This is a genomic window from Candidatus Centipeda massiliensis (assembly GCF_900290285.1).
Taxonomy (GTDB): domain Bacteria; phylum Bacillota; class Negativicutes; order Selenomonadales; family Selenomonadaceae; genus Centipeda; species Centipeda massiliensis.
The window spans coordinates 419,807-435,553 of sequence record NZ_LT985755.1; the positions used below are offsets into that span (position 1 = coordinate 419,807).

The window sequence follows — 15,747 nt, forward strand, 5'->3', positions numbered from 1 at the left end:
TTCTACCAAATGGGTGGATGCGCGCGGCGATCAGAACCGATAGGAGTAGCTCAGGAGATAGTTGATCGGAGCGACGTAGTAGGCAGATCCATTGTGCATCGTTGTGTCATCACGGTCAAGCACGTTGTCGATGTGCAGACTGAGCTCACTGTTCTCATCCGGCGCATAGCTTGTGTTCCACGTCGTGAGCAGATACGGCTTGCAGCGATACGATGGTTCATCAGACGGTGACTGAACACGGTCAGCGAGATAGGAAGCCGTGAGCGCGGAGGTCCACTTGCCGCGCTGATAGCTCACACCGCCCGTCAGCTGAAGTCGCCCGAAGGTGCGATCCCATCCAATCGCCTTCTTGTTGCTTTTGGTCTCCGGATTCTGCCATGTCACACCCCAGTTATAGGAAAGTCCGTGCGATCCGCGAATCTCATTGGAGAGTTCCAATCCAATGTTGCGGAAGTCCTCATTCGTATACTGATATTCCGCACGTCCACTTCTGCGAGTGACCTTTGCTGTAATATTGTCCGCAACGCGCATATGGAAGAGCGCTGCCTTCCATGAATGTCCGTCATGCTTCTGCTTCCACCCGACTTCATAGGTAACGCCCTTCTGCGGGCGCAGGTTCGGCGCAGCCGTCTGACGATCATTGTTCGGGTACATCTGGGAAAACGTCGGCATGACAAAGGACTGACTGATGTTCAGATAAAGGCTGTTCTCGCGATTGAGCTTATGCAGCCACTGCCCAGATGCGCTGAGATTGTGATAGTTCTGATCGCGTGCAGCACCCGTCGTCCATGTTTCACGCAGCCCGAAAATCCCCGTGTTTTTCTCATCGAAGCGTTGCTCCCATTGCCCAAAGATCCCCCAGTTGTTGCGCGAATACCGTGCGTCATCGGTACTTACCGGCGTTGGAAGATCCGCAAACATCTCATGCATAAGATCCATGCCCAGAATAGCGGTTGCCTTTGGATTCACCTGCCATGTTCTCTGCAGATCAATGCCGTACGTCGTGTTTTTCTCACGTGTGTGATACCGGCCGTCCGGCGTTTTTTTCCCTGTTCTGTTGTTAAAGTAGCTCGGCCCCATAAATTCCAGCGTTCCGGTGTTGAAGAACAGGCTCCCCTTCCAGTCCGTGTCGCGATAGTTCAGCTGCGTAATATACTGCTTCGTTTCATACTTGCGCTGGTTGTACGGCGCTCCGACGGGGATGCGCTGCATACGCGTAGGTGCGTGCGTATTATCCACAGCAGTGATCGTCCGCTTGTATTTCCCCTCTGTCTCATAGTAGCCAATCTGGAAATCAAGGCGCGGATTCACATGATAGGTCACGCCCATATTCTGCTTGAGAATATCGTAAATGTCTGTACGTGTCTGTCCACGAAGCTTGTCCTGTGCATACTCCGTGTAGCTCACGCCGTCCCTGCGCCCAAACTTATCGTAGTTGTAGTAGAACCCAAAGCGTTCATCCCCGGCACTGACGCCATAGCTGCGCTGCCCATAGTTGCCGAATCCCGCGTGCACCTCATTTGCATGCTTCTTCTTCGTAATGATGTTGACAACACCGCTCATCGCCTCACTGCCATAGAGCACAGAGACGCCGCCCTTGACAACCTCAATGCGCTCGATCTCACTCGCTGGGATTTGATCGAGGTTATACTTTCCACGCCATGCAATCGGATTCCCGTTCATAAGAACGAGCGCGCCGCTCTTGAGGCCTCGCACATTGACTTCGTTTGTCATTGCTCCCATCGCTGCACCATTGGGACCAAAGGACTTATAGACGAAGCCGTCGACCTTCGAGAGCACATCCGCAGCATTCGATGCGCCGCTTTGTTTGATGTCCTCTGCTGTAATCACTGTCGTCGCCGCCGGCACATCAATATCCCGCTTCTGCGTACGTGTTGCCGTCACGACAACCTCGCCGAGGGAATATGTCGGCAGTGCCTCGTCATCGCCCGTCCCCGTATGCGCCGTCTCCGCCGCATAGACCTGCCCCGTCATCGCCGAGAGCGCGACCACGGCCGCAAGAAATTTCTTGTTCCACATCTTCATTGTCATACCTCCATAAAATCAATTCAACTGAAAGCGGAAGGTCTTTGTCCAGACACCCCGCCGCCCATTGTCCCCCGGATTAAACTGAAACTGCCAACCGGCAGCGACCGCCGCCCTGTCCATCGCACGATAGCCCGATGAGGACGCGACATCGACTGCCTCCACGGAGCCGTCTGCCGCGACAAGAATCTTGATTGTTACCGATCCCTCGACATCATCGTCGATGAGTTCCTGCGGATACTCCGGCCGAGCCTCCACACGCAGGCTCGCCTCCACACGTTCCTGCGGCGGTGCGGGAGCGGCGCCAAGCCCCGCAGTCCCGTCGCTGTTTCCCGCGCTCGTTCCGCTGCCCACACCGACGGTGCCGGAGCCAGTTCCGCTTCCTTGCCCACTGGCGTTGCCCGCAGTTCCCGTCTGTGTCGCACGGACAGGACCCTGCGTGGGGCGCGACGTATTCATCTGCGGTTTTCTCTCCTGTTCCCTCTCTTCCTGCTGCACAGTATTCTTGTCCTGCACAACAATGTCATCCACCGTCACCACAGGAGCCGCAGCCGGTGCAGAATCCCCTACGGCGCTGCTTCCTGCATCACTCCCCGCATCGTAGAGCACAACATCGATGGGCGGCCGTTTGCCTGGCGGGTTTGCGACGGAGAACAGCCCCATCGCCGCCGCAGTCAAAAAGAGTGTAAGATGCAGCAGCAGAGAAGCCCCAAGCGCTTTACGCTCGCCGTCACGCTCCATCACATCCTCATCCATGTCACCCTCCCTCCTTCATGTGTCTGCGCAGCAGATACAGGAAATAGGGCGTGCCGATGAATGCCGTCATGATGCCGACACGGATCTCCATCCCATGCAGCAGGATGCGTCCCAGCGAATCACAGAGCACGAGGAACACCGCGCCCGCAAGGAGACTCGCGGGCAGCAGCCGGCGATGATCGGGACCGATGAGGAGGCGCACCATGTGGGGCACGACAAGCCCCACAAAGCCGATGTTGCCGCTGATACAGACTCCGGACGCCGTCGTCAGCGCCGCAAGTACGAGAAAGAGCAGGCGAAATGCCGTCACGGGCATCCCCGCCGCACGAGCCTCCACTTCACCGAACGCGAGCAAATTGAGGTGACGTGCAAGCAGTACCATGATCGACATGCCGACGCCGATTGGACCGATGCCGAGCAGGACGTGATCCCAGCGGCGATAATCCAGTCCGCCGATTGTCCAGAAGAGATATTGCTGCATCTTCTGCTCGTTCATCACCGTGAGGATCGCTGCCGTGCATGCCGCGAGGAACATCCCCACGACAACGCCCGAAAGAAGGAGTGTCATGACCGGAATCCGCCCACGCCGCATCGACAGCGACACGGTCAGCCCCACCGCGAGGATGGCACCCGTGAAGGCAAAGGCAGGCAGTGTGAGCACGCTTCCCGCCGTCACGCCGATGCCGATGGCAAGGACCGCTCCGACGGAGGCACCGCTCGATACACCGATGATGCCGGGGTCGGCGAGCGGATTGCTGAAGATCCCCTGCAAAACGGCTCCCGAGACACCGAGCCCCGCTCCAACCATCATGCCGACAAGCGTGCGCGGGAGACGAATGTGCCAGAGCACCGCCTCCTGCTCCGGTGTCACAACGACATCCGGGAGGAAAGGAAGCCCTGCCGCATGGGCAAAGGAGGCAACGACAGCCTCCATCGGTATATCATACTGCCCCGAGCTCATGGACAGAAGGAACGCAAAGAGGAGCGCTCCCACGAGAGCACATAGAAAGAGCTGTGTTCGATGCCGGTCAAGACTCATGCCGTCACCGCCCTTTCATCCGCACGCCCAAGAATGACAGAGAGAAGCTGCTCCTTTTCCGCTGCGGCCGTCTCTGCCTCGGTAAAAACCTCTGCGTGATGCGTCAGCGGGTTCTCAACGACCCGCACGGGAGCACCGTATGCCTGCGACAGGAGCTCATCCGTCAGGACATCTCTTGGCGCGCCGTCAGCAAGCAGTTTTCCATGTCCGATGAAGAGCAGCCGCGAGCAGAACCGCGCAGCGAGGCTCAGTTCGTGCGCGACAAGCAGGACGGTCTTGCCCGCCTCACAGAGTTCACGACAGAAGCGGAAGATCTCCTCCTGATAGATGATGTCGAGTCCCGTCGCAGGCTCGTCGAGAAAGAGCACGGGCGTCTGCTGCGCGAGCACCTTCGCGAGCAGGACGCGCTGCCGCTGTCCGCCCGACATGGCGTGCAGGGGCTTATCGGCAAGCTCCGACACGCCTGCATACGCCATACACGCCTCGGCAATCGCCAGATCGTCCGCCTTTTCCTGACTCCACCACGAGAGATATGGATAGCGTCCCGCAAGCACGACATCACGCGCTGTATACGCAAAGGTCATCGCAACGTGCTGCTGCAGATATGCCACGCGGCGCGCAAACTCCTTTGCATCGAGCACATTGATATCGTCCCCCATCAGCGTGACCGTCCCGGACAAGATGGGAAGAATGCCGCGCAGCGTCTTGAGCAGCGTGCTCTTGCCCGCACCGTTCGGACCGATCACACCGACGATCTCCCCTGTCCCCACGGTAAACGACACATCGTCGAGAATGACCTTTCCATGATACCCCGCGTAGATATGTTCTGCGCGAATCATCTCATCCAAGCAAATCCCCCCTTCCAGATGATTACTTCACCGCCGAGAGGTGTTCATCCTCCCCCTGCTTGAACGCATCACCGTAAACGCGGTATGCAATCTCCTGCACGCCGAAGACAAAGTCCTGCGAACAGTTGTAGATATAGCCCTCGAACGGCTCGGCGAACGCCTTGCTGCGGATCGCCTTCATCGTCTGCAGAGACGGATCCCCCAGATAGTCCCTGCGGAACGCATCGACATCGTATTTTCCGCGATCATTGTACGTCGGCAAAAAGAGGATGTCGGGATCGATCTGAACGAGCTGCTCCTTTGTCATGACCTGAAAGTCACGAATCCCCAGCTCCGCACGCCCGTTGATGACCCCCGCATAGCGGCACGCCTCGTCAAAGCTGCTGCCAAGTCCGCCATAGCCACCCATGAGCGAGATGAGGACGACACGCTTGCGCTCTGCCTGTGGGATCTTCTCCACCTTTTCCTCAATTTCCGCGAGTTTCTCATCCATCATCGCGAGGAGTTTCTGTCCACGCTCCGGCTCTCCCGCTGCGGCAGCGAGCAATGTGACGGTCTCGCGAATCTCAGCAAGATTACTTGCCCCCTTGCAGACGACTACCTTCAGCCCTGCCTCACGAAGCGAGGGCACGATGGTGAGATCGCCCCAGTCCGGCACGACGACGAGGTCGGGCTGCAGTGCCATGATCTCCTCCACCGTCGGACTGCCGATGCGCTGCGGAATGTCCTTGACAAGTGCCGTCACATTGGAGCTGACGGGATCATCGAGCAGCCCATTGACCGCCGCCATGCGCTCCGGCTCCACAAGGCCGAGCATTGTCTCATCCGTACTCATTGAGAGCGTGACAATGCGCTTCGGCGGTGCAGGGAAGTCGACCTCCGTTCCCTCGATATCCGTCACCGTATATGCCGCAGGCTTCTCCTCAGCCGCCTTTGGTATGCTGCATGCCGTGAGCAAGACACACAGCATACAGAGAAGAACCACAGGGAGCTTTTTCTTTAACAACATCTCTCTTCCTTTCCGGCACGTCTATGCAAATGATCTTGATCCGACCGATTCCCTTTATGAAAGAGAGATCTTTCGCCGCAAGATATTGCCGTTCCAGAGCTGCTCCTCGATATAACGTGCGCCGCGCAGCCCCATAAATGGACTCTCTGTCAAATGCAGCGCATCCTGCACGGGATAGGCAACGGCAAGATACTGCGCCCCCTTCGGGTCGATGTGCGCCGACTCGTTGCTGCTGCCGAGCAGCAGTCCGCCCTCCATCACAGAGAGTAGCCCCTGTATCCTGCGTGCATCTGTCTCGCCGAGGATCTCGTCCACAATCGCCGACGCCTCACGCCCCCCCTCAGCATCTGCTGCAACGACGAGGTGACATACATCCGCCCACTCCGTGCGCAGTGCCTGTGCAAGTCCCCACGCAACGGAGCGCGGGGCGCGAATGAATGCAGTGTCATAGCGGAGCTCTCCCCAGAGGCTCTTGCACTCATTGATGCGCAGGAAGTCCTCGCGCGTTATGCGTGCGATCTCCGCCTCTGCATCTTCCATACGCGGGGATGGCAGTGCGTGCCCAATCTCCTCAAACCATCGCCGCGTCCCCGCGCGTCCATACGGCGGCAGAGGCGTGATATAGGGCATGCCGCAGATGCTCTCAAGCAAGCGGGCGCTCTCTACCGCCAGTTCATCATGCACCACGATATTGAGTGCCGCACACGTCAGATCCCCCAACGCAGCGGCGGACATCTCACTGCCGAGAACAGCATTCACCGCATAGCCGGCAGACTCAAGCAGTTGGATCAGCTCATGTGCATCATTCCCACCATTGTAGTAAGCGCTCGTCATGCCGAGCAGATTGACAGCATTCGCCTTTGCTATCTGACGTGTCGGAGGAAATGCCTGAAGCGTGCAGCACGCCGCCTTGTCCCATCCGTCCGCAAAGCTGCCGATGAGTCCGCTGCTGTCAAGTACAATGATCGGACAGGTGATCCCCGCCCCGCGTGCAATCGCCTCGACATCGTCACCGATCAGCCCCGCCGCGCAGCTGCTGATGATCGCAAGCAGCGTGGGCGGCTGCTCCACATAAGGGGCAAGAGCCTCGTGCAGATATTCCTCTGCACCGAATACAATGGCGTCATTATCCAACTGCGTGCAGATCATACGATGAGAGATTGTACTCTGGCTATGCTCAATATGACGCATCGCGAAAAAATAACACCAGAGAGGCCCATTGACCACGATCACAGCGTCCTTGATCCCCGCAAAAAAAGCAGATGCACCGGCAAGCGCGCAGGTGTCCGTACACATACAGACATCATCAAAGGATCGTTCCCGATCAGCCATAGATCAGTCCTCCCCTGCTCTCATGGCGGTGCAATATCTGCCGCATATCGTCCATGAGCTGCCGCCCCATCGACCAGCCGACCGACGGCAGCAGTGCGAGGAAAAGCTGGCGCAGCTTCGCATCGACGAGTTCGTGTGTCGTGAGGACGAAGTCTGCCGCATGCAGCATCTCATCTGCCGCCGCATCCCCCTCGTAATGGATGGGGACATCAGTCAGGCACCGCAGAGCCTCCTCCATCACGGCACGCCGCTCCGGCATAAAGCAGTCGAGCAGAACGATTCCGGTAAGTGTCACGTTGACCTTATCCAGCAGGCGCAGGATGATCTCCGGCTGGAACCACGTGAGATCACGTCCAATCGCAAGAGCGCAGCAATGCCCTGCGAGATTGGTACGAGCCTTTTCTGCTGCGACAGCAAAGGCAGCCTCCTCCGCCGCGATGACACGCTCAGCCTCCGCTTCCCGATGACAAAGTGCCCCAACACGGCGCAGCCAGACCTTCGTCTCCTCCGCGCCGACAGCATAGACATCGGCGAGATACGGCGTGCCGAAGCGCTCATGTATATGCTCCGCCAGCTCTGCAAGTTGTGCTTGTTTCTCATCGTCCATCCGTCTCCCGAGCAGGATGATGAGCTCCGCCTCCGGCACCGCCTGCATTTCATCGAGAGAAAGGTAGGACGGGAACTGCGCTGTCACCTTGAGATCGAGCAGGGCGAGCAGCCGCCGCAGCTCCTTCACATATTCTCCGTGCAAGCCCCCGCAGTCGCCGAGCAGGACAACGGTTCCCACCTTTCGCTCGGCGGGCTGCATAAAGCGATCCACAAGTGCACGCGCAGTATCAAGGTAGCCCGCATAGTACTCCCCATCGAGGAAGCCATGCGCTGACACCGCCATGACAGGAATCCCAAGCTCCGCCTCCATCTCCTCCGCAATCGCCTTCGTATCGTCGCCAATCACGCCGCTGACACAGGAGTTCGCGATAAATACCGCTTGCGGGTGATACTTCTCTGCGGCAAAGCGGATGCACTCCCGCAGCCGATCCTCCCCGCCGAAGATCGCCTCGTTCTCCCCAAGACCGCTTGTCAGGAGCGGTACGGGAGAGAGCCGTACCGAGGTTCCAGCAGCCGTCAGGCGATGAAAACTGCTCACATCCATCCCGTGCGCGATGTGTGCACATGGACGCGGGCTGTGGAAAATGACAAGCGCACCGCGCACGAAGGACAGCGCACGCCAGACACCCGGCATGCTGCAGCTGCAGTTCGTTCGGCGGACACCAACGCGCTTGACCTCAATCCCCATAGCGCTCCACCAGATCCTCAAGCTCTTCGAACTCCATCGGCGTCGGAACGGTCAGCATTTCGTTCGTATCGATTGCCTGTGCAAGCCGGACGTAGTACTGTGCCTGTTCCGACTCCGGCGCGTATGCAATCAGCGTCTGCCGATGAATCTCCGCCTCGTGCACGGCGCGCGAACGCGGGATGTAGGCGATGAGCTGCGTTCCGAGACGCGCGGCAAACGCCTCAAGGAGTTCCTGCTCGTTCAGCACATCACGACCATTGCCAATGATGCCGCCGAGCTTTACCGCGCCACGTGCGGCAAAGCGCTGCACCCCTTTTGCGATATTGTTTGCCGCATAGAGTGACATGAGTTCGCCCGAGGAGACAATGTAGATTTCCTCCGCATATCCCTCGCGAATCGGTACGGCAAAGCCGCCGCAAACCACATCTCCGAGGACATCATAGAGTACAACATCCAGATTATCAAAGGCATGGAGTGCCTTGAGCCGCTCAAGCGCAACGATAATCCCGCGCCCCGCGCAGCCGACGCCGGGATCCGGCCCGCCGGCCTCAATGCAGCGAATGCCGCTGAACCCCTCGTGGACGAGATCGGCGAGCGTCAGCGCCGCCCCCTTTTTCTCCCGCTCCAGATCAAGGATCGTGGAGGGTGCAATACGTCCGAGCAGGAGGCGCGTCGAGTCATTCTTCGGATCGCAGCCGATCTGGCAGACGCGCCGCCCCATCTGCGCAAACGCAGCCGATACATTCGCGGCGGTTGTGGATTTTCCGATGCCGCCCTTGCCGTAGAAGGCAATTTTTTTCATAGGATCACCTTATTCCACGGCCGTAAGGAACTCGTGGCGCGACTGCTTGAAATCGTCGCCGTAGAGAATCCATGCCGTTTCCTGAATACCATACACAATGTCCTGCGAGAGATTGTAAACATAGCGCGCCCACGGATGACCGATCTGGCGCTCCCGCACGGCAGTCATCTGAGCAAGCGAGGGGTCCTCCAGATACTGCCGCCCGTAGTTCTCCTCGTTGGTCGCACCATCTTCATAGCTTGGGAAAAAGAGGTAGTCTGGGTTCGCCGCAACGAGCTGCTCCTTCGTCATCTCCTGCCCCATGCGGTTGCCTGCCGCCGCCTTGGCATTGATCGAGTCCGTATAGCGGCAGAGTTCGTCAAAGGTACAGCCCGCACCGCCGTAGTTCACCATGATGGAGATGAGTGCAATGCTCTTATGTTTCTTCTCCTCGGGAACCGCTGCTACCTTGGCGCGAATCTCCGCGAGCTTTTCCTCCATCATGCCGATGAGTTTCTCTCCGCGCTCTGTTTCGCCGACAGCCGCCGCATAGAGTCGGATATTATCGTGAATATCCTCCATGGTCGCAGCAGATTTGCAGACAATTACGGGCACATTCAGCTCGCGGATGGCATCGATGTTCTCACGCGGCATCCACGGCGTCACAACGACAAGATCCGGATGCAGCGCCGCAATTTGCTCTACCGACGGGCTGCGGGGGACGACCGTCGGAATCCGGTCACACACCCACGGGATATTCGTATGCTCCCGATCAGCGAGAGATTCATTGATCGCCGCCATGCGCTCCGGCTCCACAAGCCCGAGCATCAATTCGTCCGTACCGGCACTGACGGTCAGAATGTGCTGCGGCTTGTGTGCAAATGTGACGACCGTGCCCTCCACATCGGTCACCTGATATCCGCCTGCCGGCTCCTTGGACAGATCGACACAACCGCCGAAAGCGCATACTGCAAGCATGATAAAAAACACAAAAAGAAGCCTCATTTGATTTCTCACAGCATTCCCTCCGCCCGTTCCTCAAGATCCCCCTCGATGGAGAGGTAGAGGCTGCGCAGTTCGGCAAGGGTATCCTCGGATGCGTTCCACAGTCCGCGCTGCTGTGCCTCAAGCAAAACCTCCGCCATGCGGTGAAGCGCCCACGGGTTGACATCCTGCATCCATTCCTGCATCCCCGCATCCAGCACATATTTGCGTGCGTAGCCCTCGTACATCCAGTCCTTCATCACGCCGCTTGTCGCATCCCACTGATAGCTGTGCGCAAGATAGTTCGCGAGATCGGAGGCTCCCTTATAGCCGTGCCGCTTCACGCCATCGATGAACTTTGGATTCATCGCCTCCCCGCGAAAGAGACGCGCCGCCTCCTCCGCAACGGTCCGCACAACGATGCGCTCGCGGTCACTTGAGTCGCCCGTGTAGGAATGTGGAGCCTTGCCCGTCAGCGCCCGCACAGTCGCAATCATGCCGCCGTGGTAGGCGTTGTAGTCATCCGAGCTGAACATGTGCGTCTCACGCGTATCCTCGTTCTTGACCGTGACATCCAGCCCCGCCATGCGTCGCTGAAAAACCTCGGGATCATAACCGCGTGCGAATCCGTCACCGCCGTATGCAGTCCCTGAAAAGCGCGTATAGACCGCTGCCAGATCATCGAGCGTCTCCCACGCCTTTGATTCGAGCAGTGCACCGATGCCCGCGCCGTAAGCACCCGGCGGATCGCCGAAGATGCGTACGGAGGCACGCTCCCATGCGCTTGTCCGTTCTTCCCCCTGCTCCTCAAGCCACGCGGTATCTGCAAGGACATGCTTGCGCACATAGTTCTCCTCATCGCTCTCGTCGAGGTCGCGCACCATGCGCACAGCCTCATCCCCCCAGTGCACGGCGTTGGGCACAGCATCGCGGAACAGACCGCTGATGCGTGCTGTCACGTCGATGCGCGGCCGCTTCAGCTCCGCGATGGGGATGACCTCAAGGCCGCAGACGCGCTGCGATGGTCGCCGCCATACAGGACGCACGCCCATGAGATAGAAGAGCTCTGCAATGCACTGCCCGTGGCTGCGCATATTCGAGCCCGCCCAGAAGACGATGCCGACCGCCTCGGGGTAGCGCCCCTCGTCGTTGATGTACTGCTCGATGAGTGCATCTCCAAGCTGTTTCCCGTACTCCCATGCGGCAGGTGTCGGCATACAGCGCGGGTCAAGACCGTAGAAGTTCCGCCCTGTCGGCAGGACATCCACGCCGTTTGTCGTCGGTGCTCCTGCAGGGCTCGGCTCAATGTATCTGCCTGTGAGAGCGCGCAGCGTCTCCGTAATCTCCCCCTCCGTGCGGCGCAGACACGGCACCATATCCCCCGTGATCTCGCGCAGCGCATGGGCAAATGCGGCACGCGCCTCCGCAGAGGATGCGGCAATCACAGGGAGCATCATCGCCCGCTCGACCGCCTCCGGCGCATAGTCATGTGCACCGAGGAAGGAGATCAGAGCGCGCATCTCCTTCTCGACCGCATCCAGCTTTCTGCCGTAGGTCATGCCGTCCGATGTCATACGCTCGCTGTGCGTGAGGAGCTCCTCATAGTCATAGCCTGCCTGCTCTGCGATCAGGCGGAGGAGCGATTTTTCCCCGCCGTGCTCCATACGCACGAGTGCACACAGGAAATCGATCAGCTCCTCGCCCTCGGGCGCACGCCCGAGAATATGCAGTCCCGTGCGGATCTGCATATTCTTGATGTCAGTCACATAGTTGTGGAGACGCGCCGCATAATCGTCGAAGTCATCCCCCTCATCAACCTCGCCCTCAAAATGACAGGCAGCCGCCTTTTCACGGACAATATCCCGCACAGCCTCGATGTTGTCCGGCTGTGCTGCACGGAAGTGGACGTACTCATCGAGTGCCTGTTCCAGTTCCTCGATCTCCTCAAATCCGCCCGCAAGCTGCATGGGTGGCGAGAGATGACTGATGAGGCATGCCGCACCGCGCCGCTTTGCCTGAATCCCCTCTCCGACAATCGTAATCCAGTAGGGATAGATGTCCGGCAGATCACCCAGCGACACATCCGGATAGCACGTATTCGAGAGCCCCGTCCCCTTGCCCGGCAGCCACTCAAGCGAGCCGTGCGTCCCGACGTGAATGACCGCGTCTGCCCGCCAGATATCGCGCAGCCAATGATAGTAGCCGATGTAGTGATGTGTAGGCGCGGCATCGGGCGAGTGCAGGAGCTTGCCGGGATCCTCACCGAATCCGCGCGGCGGCTGCACCGTGATGAAGATGTTGCCGTTCAGTGTGCCCGGGACGAGGAGCGCACCGTCGTAATTGAACACATCCCCCGGAGCCTCCCCCCAGTCTTGCACGAGCTGCGTGCGCACCTGCTCGGGCAGCTCCGTAAAAAATGCGCGGTATTGCTCTGCTGTCAGCTGTCCGTCGGCAGACTTTGCCTGTTCCATACTCATAAAGCGGCGGTCATTCGTCGCGTGATCCGTCAGCAGCTTCATAAACGCCTTGCTGCTCTCCGGAATCTCATCCATGACATAGCCTGCGGCACGCATCGCCGTGAACAGACGGAGCACGCTCTCGGGGGAATCCAGTCCCGCTGCACTGCCGATGTTTGCGTTCGTCGGCGGATAGTTGTGGAAAACAATCGCAATCTTTTTCTCCGCATTTGGCTTATGCCGCAGTACCGCCCATTTTCGCGCCTTGCGTGCGATCCGCTCCATGCGTTCATCGAGGGCTGCATAGCTGATCTCTCCACTCTCGTCGCGCACCTTCGCCGCAATCGGTACGGCATGGATCACGCCGTCAAACTCGGGCATGGCAACGCTCATCGAAACCTCCATGGGGTCAAGCCCCGCCGGAGATTTCTCCCACTCCTCCTTCGGAGCGAGCACCGTGTACGCCTCAAGCACGGGAATGCCGAGTGCATAGAGATCCTCGATGCGCGTGCCGCCCGCCTTGATGGAGAACTTCATCGTGCTGATGATGACATCGACAAAGGGCTGTCCGTCCCTGCAGAAATATTTCTGAATCGCATCCATCAGCGTCGGCGACTCTACACGTTCGTCGCGATAGGCGTTCGAGAACACGGCGACCGCATTCATCCCCTCTGCCTCGATTGCACGAACAAGTGCTGCATGATAGGTAAAGTCTCCCGTAATCCACTCCGAGCGATAGAAGATCACGCCGATGTTCGGTCGTCCATTCTCGTAATGAGCGGCGAGGTACCCCGCGATGTCCTCGGGATCCCCCGCCCAGTCCGGATGATAGACACCGTTCCATGCGAGCGGACGCGGCGGCTCTGCCGTGCAGGCAACCCCCCCGAACTCCCTGCCGAGCCAAAGAAAGAGATTGCGCATATTCTCCTCGCCGTCATAGCGAAAATATGCCCATGCCGTCTGGATCTGTTTCTCCGAGAAGCCATACGTCACCTTATCATGATCGGCATTGTCCACGACGATCAGATGCGCAGTCCTATGCTTCTGCAAATAGCGCGACGCCTTCTTCAGGAATTCATTGTCAAGCCCCGTACCCATCCAGAGAAAGAGATGGAGATCGGCCTCTGCGCGCATCGCATTCCAATCGTCCATGCCGCTGACAGGGCACACGCACACCTCGGGTTCCGCCATATCGGCGGCGCATCGGCGCGCGAGCACAGTAACGCGCAGGATGTTCGTATAGACTGCAATCTTCATCTATTCTGACTCCTTTTCTTTGCAGGTGCTATCTCTGCATGCTGCGGGATGCGCGAACGATCTCAAGTACGCCCTCTGCCGAGAGCCGCTCCAATGTATAATAACGCGCATTCATGTGACGCGCAAGTTCCGGTGCAAGTCCGACGCGCGGAACGGAGCGCTCCGTATCGAGGACAAGCGTGAGCGCCTGCGTGTCCGCGATCTCTTCCGCCGCACGCAGGGCACGCTGCACGCCGTCATCGCCATCCCGCACAGTGTTCGTCCGTCCGTCTGTGATGAGGACAAGTACCGTTTTCTCGCTGCCCTTGCGCTCCAGTTCACGCAGTGTTTGCAGAGCACAGGCGAGCCCCTCGGCAAGCGGTGTCCGTCCGCCCGTCGGCAGGTCGCGCAGCTGCTTTTCTGCCAGCTCCACACTGCGCGTCATCGACAGGAGCATCTCCGCACGATCCCGCCGAAAGGCGATCAGCCCGACACAGTCACGCTTTTGATATGCCTCCTGCAGAAGGGCAAGGATGGCTCCCTTCACCATCCTCATGCGCTCGCGTGCGCCCATCGAACCACTTGCATCGACGAGAAAAAGAATATTCGCCGCCGCGTGTTTCGCACGCACCCAGACGCGCACATCTTCAGGTCGGATCACAACCGTCTGCGTCCCCTGGCGCGTGCGTTGATACGGGGCTGCTGCACGCAGCGTAGCGGAGAGTGCGAGATCGAGGCGGGCACCTGCGCGCGGCAGTTCCGTGCGCAGGCAGCGACCATCCGCCGTATGCGTCTGGACAATGTTGCGTTTTCCGCTCTTTCCGCCCTGCGCACGCATCGTCATAGAGAGCAGTGAGAGTCGCGCCATGACGTTCTCAAGCGGTGCTGCGACACGATCATCTCCACCTTCATGTGCCTCCTCCGGCGGGGACGGAGCGTCCTCCCCATCCTGAGGCTCATTCTGTGATTCGTTCTCCGACGAGGCTTCATGAGGCATTTCCGCGCCGCCATCCTCCCGCGGAGGAGGTGTTTCCTGCGGCTCATTCGGCATCTCATTCCCGTCCTGCTCCGGGGCATTCCCATCATCGGGCGGCTGCTGTTCCTCCTGCGGACGGCTCATCCGATGCACGAGCACGAACGCTGCGGCCTCCTCCACATCCGTAGGCATGACGAACGCTCTGCCTGCGAGCGCTGCAATCGCACACGCTGCCTCGATGAGATAAATCTCCGCATGGTTGCCGATACAACAGGCACGCGCAGCACAGGCGGCCGCAAAGTGAAGAATGGCAGACGGAACCTCTACGCACGGCAACAATGCGCGAGCACGGCTGATCATCGCCCCAAATGCCACCTCCTGTGCAGCGTAGGAGGCACGAAAGGAGGCCGGATCGCGCTCGTACGCGAGTACACGCGCGGCAATCGCGCTCCGCTGTACCGGATCCTCCTCCTCCTCCATCGTCACAAACATGCCGAAAGAATCCAGCAGAGCAGGGCGAAGCGTGCCCTCTGCGGGATCCATCGTACCGACGGGCGTATAGGAAACCTCCTCGATGAACGACAGCCCATCCCGTTCGAGGCGAAAAAAACTATCTCTCGCACACTTCAGAACCGTGGACAGAATATCCTCGCGCAGGAGGTTGACCTCATCCATATAGAGGATGGTATCGTGCGCACGGTGCAGAAGTCCGTGCCGCAGGCAACGCTCCCCTTTTTGGAGTGCCGCCTCCATGTCGATTGTGCCGAAGATCATATCCTCCGCCGCGCCGAGCGGCAGCTCCATAATTTTTCCGGTTGGTGTAAACGGTGCTGCCGCACGGACGAGAACGGATTTTGCCGTGCCCCGCATGCCGGAGATCAGGAGACCTCCCGCACGAGGGTTGATGAGTGCAATCGAAAGTGCGCGCCGTGCGTGCTCCTGCCCGACAACGGCCGTCAACGGATAACGCGGAGTATCCAAGTTTTT

General features: G+C 59.1%; 11 protein-coding genes. All 11 read right to left on the reverse strand.

Features of this window, described 5'->3' with window-relative positions:
* Positions 1-30: 30 nt before the first annotated feature.
* The 11 genes from C8273_RS08005 to C8273_RS08055 are packed head-to-tail and all read right to left on the reverse strand — an operon-like array spanning position 31 to position 15,741.
* Positions 31-2,052: a TonB-dependent receptor plug domain-containing protein gene (locus tag C8273_RS08005; protein WP_199821034.1), complete on the reverse strand. Its 2,022-nt coding sequence runs from the start codon at positions 2,050-2,052 to the stop codon at positions 31-33.
* 12 nt (positions 2,053-2,064) lie between these two features.
* Positions 2,065-2,802, reverse strand: coding sequence for an energy transducer TonB (locus C8273_RS08010; RefSeq protein WP_106627209.1), 738 nt, complete (start codon positions 2,800-2,802; stop codon positions 2,065-2,067).
* 1 nt (position 2,803) lies between these two features.
* The gene (locus C8273_RS08015; RefSeq protein WP_106627210.1) at positions 2,804-3,841 is read right to left on the reverse strand and encodes a FecCD family ABC transporter permease; all 1,038 of its coding nucleotides are present in this window, start codon (positions 3,839-3,841) and stop codon (positions 2,804-2,806) included.
* Positions 3,838-4,680 carry an ABC transporter ATP-binding protein gene (locus tag C8273_RS08020; RefSeq protein ID WP_106627320.1) on the reverse strand — a complete coding sequence of 281 codons (843 nt, stop codon included), beginning with the start codon at positions 4,678-4,680 and terminating at the stop codon, positions 3,838-3,840. The genes C8273_RS08015 and C8273_RS08020 overlap by 4 nt, the downstream gene beginning before the upstream one ends.
* A 31-nt stretch (positions 4,681-4,711) precedes the next feature.
* Positions 4,712-5,698 (reverse strand): ABC transporter substrate-binding protein, encoded by a 987-nt coding sequence (locus C8273_RS08025; protein WP_106627211.1) that lies wholly within the window; start codon positions 5,696-5,698, stop codon positions 4,712-4,714.
* A gap of 54 nt (positions 5,699-5,752) precedes the next feature.
* Entirely contained in the window at positions 5,753-7,030 is a 1,278-nt protein-coding gene (locus C8273_RS08030) for a nitrogenase component 1 (RefSeq protein WP_106627212.1), read from the reverse strand.
* Positions 7,023-8,327, reverse strand: coding sequence for a nitrogenase component 1 (locus tag C8273_RS08035; RefSeq protein ID WP_106627213.1), 1,305 nt, complete (start codon positions 8,325-8,327; stop codon positions 7,023-7,025). Before C8273_RS08035 ends, C8273_RS08030 begins: the two co-directional genes overlap by 8 nt.
* The gene (locus C8273_RS08040) at positions 8,317-9,129 is read right to left on the reverse strand and encodes a nucleotide-binding protein (protein ID WP_106627214.1); all 813 of its coding nucleotides are present in this window, start codon (positions 9,127-9,129) and stop codon (positions 8,317-8,319) included. Before C8273_RS08040 ends, C8273_RS08035 begins: the two co-directional genes overlap by 11 nt.
* A gap of 9 nt (positions 9,130-9,138) precedes the next feature.
* The gene (locus C8273_RS08045) at positions 9,139-10,086 is read right to left on the reverse strand and encodes an ABC transporter substrate-binding protein (RefSeq protein WP_234343945.1); all 948 of its coding nucleotides are present in this window, start codon (positions 10,084-10,086) and stop codon (positions 9,139-9,141) included.
* 35 nt (positions 10,087-10,121) lie between these two features.
* On the reverse strand, positions 10,122-13,805 hold the full coding sequence (gene cobN / locus C8273_RS08050) for a cobaltochelatase subunit CobN (RefSeq protein ID WP_106627216.1): 3,684 nt from the start codon (positions 13,803-13,805) through the stop codon (positions 10,122-10,124).
* 28 nt (positions 13,806-13,833) lie between these two features.
* On the reverse strand, positions 13,834-15,741 hold the full coding sequence (locus C8273_RS08055; RefSeq protein WP_106627217.1) for a VWA domain-containing protein: 1,908 nt from the start codon (positions 15,739-15,741) through the stop codon (positions 13,834-13,836).
* Between the last annotated feature and the right edge of the window lie 6 nt (positions 15,742-15,747).

Excerpts from the sequence above, each read along its gene's own strand:
- C8273_RS08005 (WP_199821034.1), bottom strand. The coding sequence starts at position 2,052 with ATGACAATGAAGATGTGGAACAAGAAATTTCTTGCGGCCGTGGTCGCG.
- C8273_RS08010 (WP_106627209.1), bottom strand. The coding sequence starts at position 2,802 with ATGGATGAGGATGTGATGGAGCGTGACGGCGAGCGTAAAGCGCTTGGG.
- C8273_RS08015 (WP_106627210.1), bottom strand. The coding sequence starts at position 3,841 with ATGAGTCTTGACCGGCATCGAACACAGCTCTTTCTATGTGCTCTCGTG.
- C8273_RS08020 (WP_106627320.1), bottom strand. The coding sequence starts at position 4,680 with ATGATTCGCGCAGAACATATCTACGCGGGGTATCATGGAAAGGTCATT.
- C8273_RS08025 (WP_106627211.1), bottom strand. The coding sequence starts at position 5,698 with ATGTTGTTAAAGAAAAAGCTCCCTGTGGTTCTTCTCTGTATGCTGTGT.
- C8273_RS08030 (WP_106627212.1), bottom strand. The coding sequence starts at position 7,030 with ATGGCTGATCGGGAACGATCCTTTGATGATGTCTGTATGTGTACGGAC.
- C8273_RS08035 (WP_106627213.1), bottom strand. The coding sequence starts at position 8,327 with ATGGGGATTGAGGTCAAGCGCGTTGGTGTCCGCCGAACGAACTGCAGC.
- C8273_RS08040 (WP_106627214.1), bottom strand. The coding sequence starts at position 9,129 with ATGAAAAAAATTGCCTTCTACGGCAAGGGCGGCATCGGAAAATCCACA.
- C8273_RS08045 (WP_234343945.1), bottom strand. The coding sequence starts at position 10,086 with ATGCTTGCAGTATGCGCTTTCGGCGGTTGTGTCGATCTGTCCAAGGAG.
- cobN (WP_106627216.1), bottom strand. The coding sequence starts at position 13,805 with ATGAAGATTGCAGTCTATACGAACATCCTGCGCGTTACTGTGCTCGCG.